Origin of the sequence: Chryseobacterium sp. 6424, from assembly GCF_003692615.1 — a bacterium.
GTDB lineage: Bacteria > Bacteroidota > Bacteroidia > Flavobacteriales > Weeksellaceae > Kaistella.
This window is the reverse complement of record NZ_CP023540.1, coordinates 1,856,904-1,869,667: the sequence shown is the minus strand read 5'-3', so window position 1 is coordinate 1,869,667 and position 12,764 is coordinate 1,856,904. Positions and strand designations below refer to the sequence as shown.

The window sequence follows — 12,764 nt, the reverse complement described above, 5'->3', positions numbered from 1 at the left end:
AAAAGAGTACTTCGCAAACAACCCTGAGGAGGAGAAAGTATTCACCACGTCTGACGGCTTCCTGTTCAAGCAGGAAATGTATGCCACGGCTCACGCAGCGACGATCACCGACAAAGAGGTGACGAAACATCACAACACGGTAAAAACCGATGGGACGGTTCCGGCCGCTGAAGTTCCGGTAACGACTGTAACCGATGACGGCAAAGAGATCCGCACAAAAGATCAAACCGTAGAGGTACCAAACGTGATGGACTCGCCGATTGAGGTAGAGGGCAAAGCTGAAGTAATTGTGGAAGGCATCACCGATAAGGTGGAGACTGTGAAAAGCATCACGCCTGAGACGCCGGCAGCGGAGGCACCGAGCACATCGGTGAGAAGCGTGACGCCAGAAACTCCGGCAGATGCACCCAAGCCAGCGGATGCGCCAAACGCCACGCCTGCGAAGGAGACCAAGTCTACTTCAAAAAAGGCGGCGAACCCTAAAAAATAAGTCATGCGAGGCATCAACTACATTGCCGTACACTGCTCCGCTACGCAACCGAACGCGAAGGTGTCGGCGATCCAGAATTACTGGAGACAACAATTAGGGTGGAAAAGTCCGGGTTACCACGTCATTGTGGAAGCCGGCGGCAATGCGGTTGAGCTGCTTCCCATCGACCAGGTGTCTAACGGCGTAGCAGGTTACAACTCGCAAACAATAAATATCTGCTACATCGGCGGCATTGATGCAGACGGCAAGCCAAAGGACACGCGGACGTGTGCGCAGAAGCTGACGCTGCTGAGGTACCTCACCGCGTGGCGCAAGAAGTTCCCAAACGCGAAGATACAGGGGCACAGAGATTTCCCAAAAGTCTCAAAAGCCTGCCCGAGTTTCGACGCTAAAACCGAATACAAAGATGTATAAGCTACTGTCCATTGTCTTGTTTTCTTTGGCGCTGGGTGCCTGTTCTGTAAAAAAGCAGGTCACCCAGTCCACAGAGAAAACGCAGGAGACGAGCGCCTACAAGGTGGAAAAGTACCGCGACACAGTATTCTACACACCAAAAAGCAGCACGAGCTTCGGAATCCCGATTCCGAGTTTTGCGAAATGCCCGCCGTTAGACTCCGCTCAGGGACTGCAGCAGGCCCAGGGACCGGAGAAGCCGAAAGTGTTCAGCCAAAAGAGCGGCAACGCAAAGGCGACCGTGAGGATTGAGCACGACAGCATCTTCATCCAGGCAGAGTGCGACAGCCTTGCGCTGGAAGCGAAGATAAAAGCCGAATATGAGGGCAAGTTCCAGAAAGAGAGCGAAACCTCTAAAACGGAAACTAAAACCCAAAAAGGCGGCATCTGGGGAGCCATCAGCAACATGCTTATCGCACTGGCGCTGGGCTTTGTGCTCGGAAAACTAATAAAAATCTAAACAAACAAAATGGGATTACCAAAGATCATTTTCAACATCGCTACTACCGGACTCGGTCTGCTGGTAGCGGATATACAAAAAACACCCGGTCTTGTGATCAGCGGTGTGACGGTAGCCACGAAGATCACGCTCGGACAGAGTGTGCAGCTCTTCTCACTGCAGGATGCAGCTGACAAAGGCATCACGGCCGCCGAAAACCCGTTTGCCTACAAACATGTAAAAGCGTTCTATGACTATGCCGGTAACGGCGCGGAACTTTGGATCATGCTGGTGAGCGATGCCACCACAATGGAAAACATGGCCGACAAAACGCAGGCGTATGCCAAGAAACTGCTCGGCGATGCCAACGGTGCGATCCGCGTTCTGGGTATCATCAAAAAATCACTCGGTTCTGAAACGGTCTCGGCCGGGCTGGATGCCGATGTGGACAAGGCGGTAATCAAGGCACAGGCACTCGCTGAGGAGGCAGAAGCCAATTACTTCCCGATTCGGGTGGTGATTTCCGGAAACGGTTTCAGCGGTAACCCATCGGAACTGAAAGACTACAAAACCACAGATTTCAATAAAGTTTCGCTTTTGCTAAGCAATACCGACGGAGCACAAGAGGCTTCGATAGGTCTGGCACTCGGACGGCTGGCATCTACACCCGCGCAGCGGAATATCGGCCGCGTGAAAGACGGCCCAGTGGAAAATACCGCAGCGTACTTCACGAACGGCGGAACGGTGCAAAGCCTAAGCTCTGCCTGGGACACAATACACGACAAAGGCTATATCATCCTGAGAAACTTTGCAGGACGATCAGGCTTTTATTTTTCCGATGATCCAACGCTGACCAAAGCAAACGACGACTTCCGCAGCCTGGCCAACGGCTTCGTGATGGATAAGGCACTGATGATTGCCTACAGCTCGCTTATTGAGAACCTCGGTGACGAGGTGCCGGTGACTGACGAAGGAAGCATTCATCCCGCGATCATCAAAAGCTGGCAGAATGAAGTGGAGAGCCAGCTTGACGGTCTGATGGTACAGCGCGGCGAGCTGAGCAACGCAAAAGTTTACATCGATGAAAGACAGGACGTACTGACCACCGGTAACATGAACGTGGCCATACAGCTGCTTCCGGTAGGCTACGCGAAGTACTTTACCGTAAACATCGGTTTCACTACTCAAATTAATTAAGCATGAGCACATTTAACAGTAAAGAATACAGCTGGGCGGACGTAAGCACCGTGATCGGCGGCAGGATCCTGGAAGGCATTACCGGCATCGAGTACACCATAAAGCAGGATAAAGAAGTGATTTTCGGGCGCGGTAATGAGGGCCACAGCATCGGGCGCGGCAACAAAACCGCCGACGGTAAGCTGAGCGTGCTGCAGTCTGAATACGAGGCGATGGTGCGCGACGCAAAGGATAACGACATCCTGAACCTGAACATCGACATCACGGTTTCCTACGTGCCGAAAGACGCCGGACCGATTGTGACCGACATCCTGAAAAGCGTAGAGTTTACCGAAGATGCCAAGAAGGCCAACCAGGGCGATAAGAACATGGTGGTAGAACTGCCCTTTATCTTCCTGAAGAAACTCGCACAAAAATAACCTACATATCATCCCATTACATTAAAACCCGCTCGGTTTCGGGCGGGTTTTTTATTAAGAAAACAACCCATAAAACAAAATAAAATGTCAAAAATTACAGACAAACAGATCGAGGACTGGAAAGCCGCACACGGCGAAATTTTTAAACTCGAATTTGAGGACGGCAAAGAAGGCTTCCTTAAAAAGCCCTCACGTAAAATTCTGAAAGCCGCAATGGCGAAGATGCAGACCGATCCGCTGAGTTTCGTGGAGCGCATCCTTACCGACTGCTGGCTTGGCGGTGACGAACTGGTGAGAACCGAAGACGCTTATTTCTTTGGTGCCGCCGAACAGCTTGAAGGTTTAATGGAAAACAAAAAGGCCGAGCTAAAAAAGTTATAGAAGATTCAGACGGCAGTATTGAAGCCAACTTCATCGGCTATATGGACACGATGCTGGAGTATTACCTCGGCATCGATCCCGAAAAACTAACCGATGATGAGTGGGGCGAAAAGATCGCCCAGCTCAACGATATCAGACAAAGAGAAAAACCAGAAGTATAATGTACGGATTTACGCTTTCGCTTAAAGACATGTTCACCTCGCCACTCGCGCGGATCAGCGACGCGCTGAAGCGGGTGAATGATCAGGTTGATGATCTGGATGAAGATGTAGATCAGTTCAGTAAAAGAGGCGGATCCAGTCTTGGCGGTCTTGTGGGCGTGGTTACCCGGTTGGGTGCCGCATTTGTTACGTTTGAGTCGGTAAAGGCTTTGTTTAATATCGGTGTTCAGGCTGAACAGACCAATACTAAATTTGAGGTCCTTTTGGGATCCGCAGAAAAAGGCAGGGCTTTACTGGATCAGCTCACTCAATATGCCAATTTCACCCCTTACTCCGGTGAGGGAATGAATAAAGCAGCAGAGACGATGCTCGGTTTCGGGATTGCTCAGGAGCGCATTATGCCAAACATGAAGATGCTGGGCGATATTGCCATGGGTAATGAGGAGAAGCTTGGAAGCCTCTCGCTGGTCTACTCACAAATTATGGCTACCGGAAAGTTGATGGGGCAAGATCTTCTACAGCTCATTAACCAGGGCTTTAACCCACTACAAATAATATCCGATCAAACCGGTCTCTCAATGGGAGTTCTTAAGGGCAAGATGGAACAAGGTGCTATTTCTTCCGATATGATATCGGAAGCCTTCAGGATTGCTACGTCTGAAGGTGGTAGGTATCACAAAATGGCAGAAAAAATGGCAGAAACAGCAGGCGGAAAATGGTCTACAATGATGGATGCTTTTGCCGCGGTCACACGTAATGTCGCGCTGCGATTTGCCGAATGGGTGAAGCCTATTTTCGATGTAGGCACCGCCTTCGCCGGTAGGATTCTGCCGATGCTAAAATGGATGTATGAGTACAGGTCGGTAATTTACACACTTGTCATCGCCTACTCAATTTATAGTGGTATCCTACTTATTGCGGCGGCTCGCACCGCTTACCTGGCTTGGGCTGTCTCGTGGTCAACCTCTGCAATTATTTTTAATACCATTGCGACCTATGGATGGTCTGGAGCGTGGACGGTTCTAAATGCAGCAATGCGAGCCAATCCGATCGGTTTCATTATAACACTTATCGGACTACTGGTGGCAGGCGTTATATGGGCATGGAAAAACTTTGAACAGTTTCGCGGTTTTGTAATGGGTGCATGGGCAGTTTTAAAAGGCTTCGCGCAGATGATCGGCGACTTCGTAATCGGCAGGATTAACGATCTTATCAAAGCTATCGACGGGATAGGCAGGGCGTTTACCGCCTTAAAAAACGGAAAATTTCAGGAAGCATTTGATATTGGTAAAGGCGTTATGGGCAATCTTGCGGGGACTGAAACTGCCGCTAAATTTTTAGAGTCAGGAAAGAAACTGGGCGGCCTGTACGGTCAGGGTTATGGTGAAGGTGTAGCGATGGGCAAGAAAACCATTCGGGCTCCAAAGACCGGCGCACCTGAAACACCGAAAGGTCCCGTAAAAGATAACGGCGTTTTCAATTCTCTTTTAGGCGCTGGAGGCGGCACTGAAAAGGGAAAAGGTAAAGGTGGAAATGGGGCCGGAAGTGCTGCCGCGAAAGCCGATGGCATCACCGGCGGTGGATCCAAGCAAACGAATATTAATATCACAATCGGCAAGCTGCAGGATCAAACCGTGATTCACGTGGACAGCAGCGACAAAGGGATCAATAATTTAGGCGACAAGGTGCAGGAGCTCATGCTACGAGCCGTGAACAGTGTAAACCAAATGCAGACTACGTAAAGAGCCAAGTAAAAAGTAAAATGGAGTTTGATATCAGAAAATTAACCGCGCAGGCATTCAGCTATGTGGGTCCCGCGTTCCCCGCGTGGTGGGCAAAGAATAAAACACTGCTCGTGCTGCCGAGCCTGAACGGCATCGGTGCCGGTCTGCTGATGGGTAAGCCTTACTTCCAGACCTTAAAGGTTTCGTACAAAGGTCAGCAGTTTGTTTTTCCGAACGAGCCCCTAATATCATTAGGCCTCACCAAAACCATTGTAGAAACCGCCACCGTAGGTAAAGACCGGCGCGGGACGGTGAAAGAATACATCAATACAGAAGATTATACGCTAAATATCCGCGGGCTGTGCTTCAACCCGGAAACCCCGGAGTTGTATCCAAGCGAGCAGGTGCTGGAGCTGAGCCGGATGTTTGAGATCAACGACTCGATGGAGGTCATCGGCAGTTCATTTCTGGAGCTTTTTCAGATCCGCAATCTCGTTTTTAAGTCGCTCGAACTTGAAGACATGGCAGGCATGCAGGGAATGCAAAAGTATACCGTGACCGCGGTGAGTGATCAGGATTTCTACGCAGATCTGGCGGAGAAAGAAAATAACGGCAGTCTGCTGGAAAAGCTTGGGTAATGTTCATACTGAAATGTAAAATAGTGATCGGTGATTATACCTTCAGCTCGGTGCACGAGGTGGAGATCACCAAATCTGTGGAGGATCTGATGGACACCGCTTTGATAAAGTTGCCCACAAAATTCAGGATCCGCAGCACCGGCGAGCTGAAATTCATTGAGGAGGTGATAAAGCCGGGCGATAAGGTAGAGATCACGCTGGCCTACGACGGCAAGTTTGAAAAGATGGAGTTTGCGGGTTATGTATCGAAAGTCAGCCCGAAAATCCCGCTTGAGATCCACTGCGAGGACGCGATGTGGCTGCTGAGAAGAAAGAACATTACAAAAGCTTTTGGAAAAACTACGCTGAGGGAGGTTTTGACAGAGGTAGTGTCGGGAACTGGTCTTCAGCTTTCGCCTGACATTCCGCACCACCCGATTGATAAGCTGATTGTAAAAGAGCAAAACGGCACCCAGGTGTTGCAGTACTTTAAAGAAAATCACATGATGACTTCTTTTATTGATGATGCCGGACGGCTATACTGCGGACTGGCACAGCTTACTAATATAGGGCAAACAGCAAAATATGATCTGAATTACAACCTTGTAAGTAACGATCTTGAATTTAAAACAGAGGATGATAAAAAAATAAAGGTGAAATACACCTATATCGCAAAGGACAACAAGAAAACAACGGTGGAGGTTGGTGACCCGGATGGAGAAATACGGTCACTGAACACTCATATTGTCTCTAATGAGGCACAGCTTAAAGAAATGGCCTCGGCGGAATTAAAGAAGCTGAAATACGCAGGCTTCGAAGGCTCTGTGAAATCGTTTTTAATTCCGTTTGCCACACGAGGGATGGCGGCAGAGATTATCGACAAGGAGCACCCGAACCGTAAGGGAAAGTATTTTATAAAAAAGGTGGTGACGAGCTTCGGAACTTCCGGCGCACGCAGAACGGTAACCATTGGCAATAAGTTATGACGGAATTACAGAAAGCCCTGAGCAAGTTAGCCAGACGGAAGGTGAATACTTTTCCCGCCTCGGTTGTTTCGGTTGATAAGGATGCGGGAACCTGCACCGTGAGCGATGGAGAGCTGGAATATACCGATGTGCAGCTTTCGGCTACCGTGAGCGATGACCGGCGGTTCCTTCTGATACCCAAGCTGCAGAGCTTTGTGCTGGTTTCACCAATACAGGAAGACCTGAACCGGCTGTATGTGGAAATGGTATCAGAGATTGATGAGGTGATCATGCGGACAGAGGCGGCAGAATTTTCTTTTAACGATGCGGGTTTTTTACTCAAAAAACAGGATGAAACGCTGAAGCAACTGATGACCGACTTGCTTCAGGAAATACAAAAGATGAAATTTACCACAAACACCGGAAGTACCATAGCACTCGTAAATAAGCCTCAGTTTATTGAGATTGAAACAAGGTTTAAAGACTTTTTAAAATAGGTTTAAATGGCAACATCTGAAGCAAGATTGAAAGATAAAATCATCCAGGTAATGGATGAATGCGGACTGGAAGAAAACAGCCCGGAAGAATCTAAAGATAAGTTCGCGGAAAGACTGGCGCAAGCCGTCATTTTTGAAATTAAAAACATGACCATAACGGCAACCGCCCCCAATGGCGCGGTAAGCATAATTAAAATCGAATGAATCAAATTTTTATTGAGAACCTCGGCGTTCTGCTGGCTACATTGGCCACCGGTTTTGGCGGTTGGTTTTTTGGCCGCAAGAAGGCGCAGGCCGAGGCCGAAAGTTCACAGATTGAAAACGCGGAAAAGCTTCTGGGCTATTACAAAAATCTTGTGGATGATTTAGGTACCAGGCTGGAGTCTGCGATCAAGAAGTTTAACGAGGCTGAGCAAACCATCCGGGAACTTGAAGAGCGCATCGACTTACTTACCGAGGAACTGAAAAAGTACAAACAGCTGAACGGCAAAATCGCATAAATGGAAATCACTGTACTGCATAACCAGTCACTTTTAGACATCGCCATCCAGCACACCGGAAGTGTGATGAATGCTTTTGCCATTTCGGCTGCAAACGGGCTTTCCGTGTCTGATGTTCTGGAAGCTGGCGGTGTACTACAGCTGCCGGATAACATCGCAAAAAACACAGACATCCTAAATTATTATAAAGCAAAAAAAATACAACCCGCCACAGCCTTCACACAAACCGAAAAGATCGAACAGCATCACGGAATTGGCTGGATGCAGATTGAAAAAACATTCAAAGTAAGCTGATATGAACAAAACATTTGCAGAAATATTCGCGCAACTATTAGCGGCCAAAGAAACAAAGACACAACTTACGGGTCTAACAACTGCATCGAAAACTTCTATTTGGGGACAAATTCTTGAAGTCGTGGCCTGGGTGATCTTCAATTTTCAAAATGCCGCCAATCTGCACCTTCAGGAGATCAAAGACATGATTGCCAACCAGAAGGTTTTTAACCTTCGCCGGTACCGGTCGGAAGCTTTGCGTTTCCAATACGGTTTTGACTTGATCACCGACAGCGACCAGTTCAAGCCAACCTACAATGATAACGGCGTAGATGTCGTGGCCACACCGGAACAGATTGAAAACTCAAAACTCATAAAATATACGGCCTGTAACCGCGTGATTGATAATGGCCGCGCAAAGATCGTTCTGAAAATTGCGCCAGAAAACCTGGATGAGATTTTCCCAACACCGGTGATGACCGCGTTTGCAAAGTACATCGAAGAAGTTTCACCCGCAGGGGATCACGTAACCATCATCAACTATCTGCCGGATGTTTTAAAATTTTCCTTTAAGATAAAGTATGATCCGATGGTCCTACAGTCTAACGGCATGAACATTTTAACGGCTCAATTCCCGGTACAGATCGCCATTGAGAACTTCCTTAAAAACCTTCCGTTCAACGGCGAGTTATCCATACAGAGATTGGAGGCGGCCATATTAGCGGTAGATGGTGTGGAAGACTTGCAAACATTGCAAATTCAAAGTAAATGGATAGATCCGGCGCTTAACGGATACGGCCTTTATCAGCCAGTTAATATGTCCGTCATTCCGGCTTCAGGAAGATTTAAAATAGAGGACTTCACCGGTCTGAAATACGAGGCGTAATGGATAGGGTATTTGATATAGATTTTAAAAAGCTTGCCATTGAATGGCTGCCGACTTTTTTAAGAACGCCGTTATTGCTCTCATTTATATTGGTTGTAATTGTGCCGCTCGAAGAGTTCTACATAGCGTTTCTGAAGGATCGGAAGCAGAACCTGATCCGCATGAATACGACCTGCCAGAAGTTCAGTCTACAAAAAAGGTTGAATGATTATTTTGACCCGGTAGAACGCAGAATTAAAATCGTAAAGGCGGTTTTGTACGACGGCGTTTATCTGTACACTGAGGGTGAAGATGACCAATTGAGGACTAAAACGCAGTTCCTGTACATTAACAGTAACCCGATCTACTTATACACAGAAGCTGAGTTAAATAGTGACTATGATTTCATAGTAAAAGCCCCGGCAGGGATAAATGAACTTCAGTTGCGTGCTGAGATTGAATATTATATGCTGCAAAGCAAAAATTACAGAATCGAATATATATGAAATACAACTTCCAATTCCTCCAGACCGGCGGTGTACCACTTACCGCAGACCTGATGTCGCTGATTGAAGAGGCGTACAGCATCTTTGAAGTATTGGGCGATCTTGCTGGAAACCTTACGATCCTGAAAGGGTGCGAAACCGTGGGTTCCAATGTGGCGCCGGGCATCGTGGCTATCGAAGGCCAGCTGTACTATTTTGAAGGCGGCCTTGCCTCCAACACCGTTTACATACATTCTGAAGACATCAAAAAAACGTTCGAGGACCAGAGCGAAAAAGTCCTGATCGTAAAAAAGACCGTGAAGTTCGGGAACTCGGTAAACACCTATAACTGGGCGGATTTTGTAAAGCTGGATAACATTCGTGCGCTGATGAACAAGCTGGCGGGAAAAGTAAGCCAAACCGCCTTTGATTCGCTGGTTGAAGAAGTGAACCTGCTTAAACTGAAAACTGCGCCGATCATCAACGGCGGTGTGGTATTCCCGTTCCGCAGGCCTGCCAGCGAAATCCCAGTGGGTTGGAAAGAGTGTGTTGATTTCCGCGGAAAAACCATTGTCGTCGCGACCCTAATGACAACGATTTTGCCAATCTTGGTAATACCATTGGTACAAAGACGCACACCCTGACAATTAATGAAATCCCCGCGCACGACCACCAATCGGGTTCGGAGGCTTTATACAACGACCACGGTGGCGGCACCTTCGTAGCGAGAAGAACTTACGAATCTGGCGGTAACAACTCTTACCGCAACCAAAACACTTCAAAAACAGGCGGAGGCGCGGCGCACAATAACATCCAACCTTCGCGGATCGTCAACTTTATAGAACCAAACTTTCAATAATGGCAACACCACTTAATACGATATTCAGCTGGTTTCAGACCGGCGATTTCCCTACAGAACAGCAGTTCCAGGCGACCTTTTCCAGCTTTTGGCATCGGGATGAAGCTATACCCGTTGGCAGCATTCAGGGGCTTGCTGAGATGTTTGAAAGCACCCTGAACATGCAGGTATTTAACGCCCACTTGAATGATCTTAATGCGCACGCACACCTTGCCCGGCGTAATGCCTCTAATTTAAGTGAATCGGATGCAAATGCCTGGAAAGCAAGACTGAACATTGGCGAACTGCCTGAAAACATTGCGACCTATGATTATACCAAGACGGGGTATGTGATGATGAAAGACGGAACTGTTTTGGAAGTCGGCGATCTGGGTAAAAATGTGGCAAACAGTAAACCCACCTCAGTTCCGGGGGCGGGACTCGTTTTAGGCGCACCTTGGGGAATTGACACGGGCGGTCAGCCGATGACGATTACAGGATTGCCTGATAAGAGTGCCGATGCTACATTTGACCGCGTAAAAGTACAGAATGCAGCGGGACAAGAGGCTATGGTAACCAATATGTACAATATCCTGTATAAAGGTCTGACAGGTCTTACCGCGCAGCAAGCTACGAACATCTCTTATCTGCTGAACGGTGGTATAGGCTCGGATGGGCCAATGAGTGTTAACAATATTTCACCACCAATCATACAGAACAGATTTAATTCTGTTGAATATATATTGCTGCGAGGTGTTAATCTAAACCTAAGTGCGGTAGGTAGAAAGATTGAAATCTTAGCAGCTGATAAAACAACCGTGGTTCTAACCATCCCCGACAACCAAATACAAACTTCATTAAATGGACAGGAATTGGTGTTTTATTATAACTTTCATAATTTTCCAATTGGTACTTACTATGTGCGTATTACGAGTGGTGTGAAGCAACATATTACCGAACTGAATATAAAGATTGTACAAGAGATAGAAAACATTAATACCAGTGCTATCACTTGGGATTTTGTTTATGACAGTGCTATAACTCCATCACCTTTGAACAACGCTGTAGGTGGAAATTTTACAATAGTTACTCCAAGTGGTACAGGTTCGGTTCCAAAGCTATCTTTAAAGAGTAGCGAGATTTTCGCAGAAGGTGATGATTTCTACATAGAACTAAAAGTATCATTTGGGGCAAAGCATGCAGGATATGGTACACCTGATTCTGCTATATCTGATATTGGGTTAGGCTACTATAATTCTGCTAATAGTTTAAATAGGTCATCACTCGCAAAACATGGTTATTCCTCACTTCATGCCGAGGCTCTTCAACATTATAATAACAATAATGTAGCTTTCTCTTCGTCAACACCTACTGATATACTTATAGTCTTTATTAAAACAGGGAATCTCTTTAGAACGATTGTTGGCAGTTCAAGTGTCACTCAAACATTTAGTAATAATTCAGGCTACGCAATATTTGCCCAAATAGTGGGGAGGGATTTCGCCAATCATACAATACAAGGACAAGTAACAAAAGCTTTTAAGTTCAACTAATATGAAAACACCAATAGAATTAACAGAGTATCAATTTAGCGGTAAAAATAACCCACTGTACCAAATCTCTGACCACCCTGTCAATAAGCTGGTTAGAGTAATTGAAATCAACAGAGCAGAATTTATGTTTGACATCGACATTATCAGCATCAAATCAACAACGCATTTTATTGATCCCGTATTAAAGATTGTGGTTTTCTCACAACCTACAATGGTAGAACAAAAGCCGTGGGACATCGTAAAAGGCGATCAAACCATCGAGATCGATGATGATATCCAACCGGTTCCTAATCCTGATTTTAATGATGAACTACCCGTTTCGCCTGCCAACTATCCATACATGTTGACAGACAGCTATGAACAGTTCAAGAGGCTTTCCATTCAGCTGAATAAGCCTTTGCTCGATCTCTTTATTGATTCTAATGACCAAAAAGCCCTGTTCGACTGATGAAGGCAGCTGTAAACCGGGTACTGGTTGTACTCATGTGGATCGGCCTTATGCTGTTCGCGTTTTACGTTCTGAAGTATGTAATCCCGGTCGCGTTCGTGATCGGTGTGTTCTCTAAGTTCTTCAGGTCGAAAATCGGAACCGCGTTAGACGAATTCGCGGCGGATTTTCGCGGCGTAACCTACACGCTCGATGTGTTGGGAAACGTCACGATCTTCAACTGGTTATGGTTTTTGTTTAAACAAAAATCCGGTTACCGCTTCGGAAACGTAAACGAAACAATCTCGTTTGTTTTATGGATGAATCGGCAATCAGGAACACTGCGACCGCCGGGGCTGCTGATCTATCGAGGCATTGAACTTTTGGACAGGAAGCATTTTGAAGTGTTTGAACTAAAGTAATTTCCCCAGGAGGCGGGAAATAAAAAAACGCCCTCCGCTTTTTAAAAATCTCTGACCA

The 12,764-nt window shown here is 46.8% G+C and carries 20 protein-coding genes; all 20 read left to right on the top strand.

The genetic code is table 11. The features are described 5' to 3' along the window. The first annotated feature begins 76 nt into the window (after positions 1-76). Complete coding sequence (locus CO230_RS08705; RefSeq protein ID WP_162990006.1) at positions 77-490, top strand: hypothetical protein; 414 nt, start codon at positions 77-79, stop codon at positions 488-490. 3 nt (positions 491-493) lie between these two features. After that, the gene (locus tag CO230_RS08700; RefSeq protein WP_122028241.1) at positions 494-904 is read left to right on the top strand and encodes an N-acetylmuramoyl-L-alanine amidase; all 411 of its coding nucleotides are present in this window, start codon (positions 494-496) and stop codon (positions 902-904) included. Continuing rightward, positions 897-1,403 (top strand): hypothetical protein, encoded by a 507-nt coding sequence (locus CO230_RS08695; protein WP_122028240.1) that lies wholly within the window; start codon positions 897-899, stop codon positions 1,401-1,403. Before CO230_RS08700 ends, CO230_RS08695 begins: the two co-directional genes overlap by 8 nt. Positions 1,404-1,412: 9 nt before the next feature. Then, positions 1,413-2,579 (top strand): DUF2586 family protein, encoded by a 1,167-nt coding sequence (locus CO230_RS08690; protein ID WP_122028239.1) that lies wholly within the window; start codon positions 1,413-1,415, stop codon positions 2,577-2,579. 2 nt (positions 2,580-2,581) lie between these two features. Then, positions 2,582-2,998, top strand: coding sequence for a hypothetical protein (locus CO230_RS08685; protein WP_122028238.1), 417 nt, complete (start codon positions 2,582-2,584; stop codon positions 2,996-2,998). A gap of 84 nt (positions 2,999-3,082) precedes the next feature. Further along, a complete protein-coding gene (locus CO230_RS08680) occupies positions 3,083-3,379 on the top strand; it encodes a hypothetical protein (RefSeq protein ID WP_122028237.1) in 297 nt (98 codons plus the stop codon). Positions 3,380-3,539: 160 nt separating this feature from the next. After that, a complete protein-coding gene (locus CO230_RS08675) occupies positions 3,540-5,282 on the top strand; it encodes a tape measure protein (RefSeq protein WP_122028236.1) in 1,743 nt (580 codons plus the stop codon). 20 nt (positions 5,283-5,302) lie between these two features. After that, positions 5,303-5,902, top strand: a complete 600-nt coding sequence (locus CO230_RS08670) for a DUF6046 domain-containing protein (RefSeq protein ID WP_122028235.1) — start codon at positions 5,303-5,305, stop codon at positions 5,900-5,902. Continuing rightward, the gene (locus tag CO230_RS08665) at positions 5,902-6,867 is read left to right on the top strand and encodes a late control protein (RefSeq protein WP_122028234.1); all 966 of its coding nucleotides are present in this window, start codon (positions 5,902-5,904) and stop codon (positions 6,865-6,867) included. Before CO230_RS08670 ends, CO230_RS08665 begins: the two co-directional genes overlap by 1 nt. Next, the gene (locus tag CO230_RS08660) at positions 6,864-7,343 is read left to right on the top strand and encodes a hypothetical protein (protein ID WP_122028233.1); all 480 of its coding nucleotides are present in this window, start codon (positions 6,864-6,866) and stop codon (positions 7,341-7,343) included. Before CO230_RS08665 ends, CO230_RS08660 begins: the two co-directional genes overlap by 4 nt. 6 nt (positions 7,344-7,349) lie before the next feature. Then, positions 7,350-7,547 (top strand): hypothetical protein, encoded by a 198-nt coding sequence (locus tag CO230_RS08655; protein WP_122028232.1) that lies wholly within the window; start codon positions 7,350-7,352, stop codon positions 7,545-7,547. Beyond that, positions 7,544-7,843: a cell wall anchor protein gene (locus CO230_RS08650; protein WP_122028231.1), complete on the top strand. Its 300-nt coding sequence runs from the start codon at positions 7,544-7,546 to the stop codon at positions 7,841-7,843. The genes CO230_RS08655 and CO230_RS08650 overlap by 4 nt, the downstream gene beginning before the upstream one ends. Next, positions 7,844-8,137 carry a hypothetical protein gene (locus CO230_RS08645; RefSeq protein WP_122028230.1) on the top strand — a complete coding sequence of 98 codons (294 nt, stop codon included), beginning with the start codon at positions 7,844-7,846 and terminating at the stop codon, positions 8,135-8,137. A gap of 1 nt (position 8,138) precedes the next feature. Further along, on the top strand, positions 8,139-9,002 hold the full coding sequence (locus tag CO230_RS08640; protein ID WP_122028229.1) for a hypothetical protein: 864 nt from the start codon (positions 8,139-8,141) through the stop codon (positions 9,000-9,002). Continuing rightward, positions 9,002-9,487, top strand: coding sequence for a hypothetical protein (locus CO230_RS08635; RefSeq protein ID WP_122028228.1), 486 nt, complete (start codon positions 9,002-9,004; stop codon positions 9,485-9,487). Before CO230_RS08640 ends, CO230_RS08635 begins: the two co-directional genes overlap by 1 nt. Next, positions 9,484-10,110: a hypothetical protein gene (locus CO230_RS08630; RefSeq protein ID WP_122028227.1), complete on the top strand. Its 627-nt coding sequence runs from the start codon at positions 9,484-9,486 to the stop codon at positions 10,108-10,110. Before CO230_RS08635 ends, CO230_RS08630 begins: the two co-directional genes overlap by 4 nt. Further along, entirely contained in the window at positions 10,086-10,325 is a 240-nt protein-coding gene (locus tag CO230_RS12635) for a phage baseplate protein (protein WP_410492877.1), read from the top strand. Before CO230_RS08630 ends, CO230_RS12635 begins: the two co-directional genes overlap by 25 nt. Continuing rightward, a complete protein-coding gene (locus tag CO230_RS08625; RefSeq protein ID WP_122028226.1) occupies positions 10,325-11,857 on the top strand; it encodes a hypothetical protein in 1,533 nt (510 codons plus the stop codon). Before CO230_RS12635 ends, CO230_RS08625 begins: the two co-directional genes overlap by 1 nt. Position 11,858: 1 nt before the next feature. Beyond that, positions 11,859-12,305 carry a hypothetical protein gene (locus CO230_RS08620; RefSeq protein ID WP_122028225.1) on the top strand — a complete coding sequence of 149 codons (447 nt, stop codon included), beginning with the start codon at positions 11,859-11,861 and terminating at the stop codon, positions 12,303-12,305. Then, positions 12,305-12,706: a hypothetical protein gene (locus CO230_RS08615; protein ID WP_122028224.1), complete on the top strand. Its 402-nt coding sequence runs from the start codon at positions 12,305-12,307 to the stop codon at positions 12,704-12,706. The genes CO230_RS08620 and CO230_RS08615 overlap by 1 nt, the downstream gene beginning before the upstream one ends. Positions 12,707-12,764: the final 58 nt, after the last annotated feature.

Coding starts and splice junctions, on each gene's coding strand:
- CO230_RS08705 (WP_162990006.1), top strand. CDS start 77: ATGTATGCCACGGCTCACGCAGCGACGATCACCGACAAAGAGGTGACG.
- CO230_RS08700 (WP_122028241.1), top strand. CDS start 494: ATGCGAGGCATCAACTACATTGCCGTACACTGCTCCGCTACGCAACCG.
- CO230_RS08695 (WP_122028240.1), top strand. CDS start 897: ATGTATAAGCTACTGTCCATTGTCTTGTTTTCTTTGGCGCTGGGTGCC.
- CO230_RS08690 (WP_122028239.1), top strand. CDS start 1,413: ATGGGATTACCAAAGATCATTTTCAACATCGCTACTACCGGACTCGGT.
- CO230_RS08685 (WP_122028238.1), top strand. CDS start 2,582: ATGAGCACATTTAACAGTAAAGAATACAGCTGGGCGGACGTAAGCACC.
- CO230_RS08680 (WP_122028237.1), top strand. CDS start 3,083: ATGTCAAAAATTACAGACAAACAGATCGAGGACTGGAAAGCCGCACAC.
- CO230_RS08675 (WP_122028236.1), top strand. CDS start 3,540: ATGTACGGATTTACGCTTTCGCTTAAAGACATGTTCACCTCGCCACTC.
- CO230_RS08670 (WP_122028235.1), top strand. CDS start 5,303: ATGGAGTTTGATATCAGAAAATTAACCGCGCAGGCATTCAGCTATGTG.
- CO230_RS08665 (WP_122028234.1), top strand. CDS start 5,902: ATGTTCATACTGAAATGTAAAATAGTGATCGGTGATTATACCTTCAGC.
- CO230_RS08660 (WP_122028233.1), top strand. CDS start 6,864: ATGACGGAATTACAGAAAGCCCTGAGCAAGTTAGCCAGACGGAAGGTG.
- CO230_RS08655 (WP_122028232.1), top strand. CDS start 7,350: ATGGCAACATCTGAAGCAAGATTGAAAGATAAAATCATCCAGGTAATG.
- CO230_RS08650 (WP_122028231.1), top strand. CDS start 7,544: ATGAATCAAATTTTTATTGAGAACCTCGGCGTTCTGCTGGCTACATTG.
- CO230_RS08645 (WP_122028230.1), top strand. CDS start 7,844: ATGGAAATCACTGTACTGCATAACCAGTCACTTTTAGACATCGCCATC.
- CO230_RS08640 (WP_122028229.1), top strand. CDS start 8,139: ATGAACAAAACATTTGCAGAAATATTCGCGCAACTATTAGCGGCCAAA.
- CO230_RS08635 (WP_122028228.1), top strand. CDS start 9,002: ATGGATAGGGTATTTGATATAGATTTTAAAAAGCTTGCCATTGAATGG.
- CO230_RS08630 (WP_122028227.1), top strand. CDS start 9,484: ATGAAATACAACTTCCAATTCCTCCAGACCGGCGGTGTACCACTTACC.
- CO230_RS08625 (WP_122028226.1), top strand. CDS start 10,325: ATGGCAACACCACTTAATACGATATTCAGCTGGTTTCAGACCGGCGAT.
- CO230_RS08620 (WP_122028225.1), top strand. CDS start 11,859: ATGAAAACACCAATAGAATTAACAGAGTATCAATTTAGCGGTAAAAAT.
- CO230_RS08615 (WP_122028224.1), top strand. CDS start 12,305: ATGAAGGCAGCTGTAAACCGGGTACTGGTTGTACTCATGTGGATCGGC.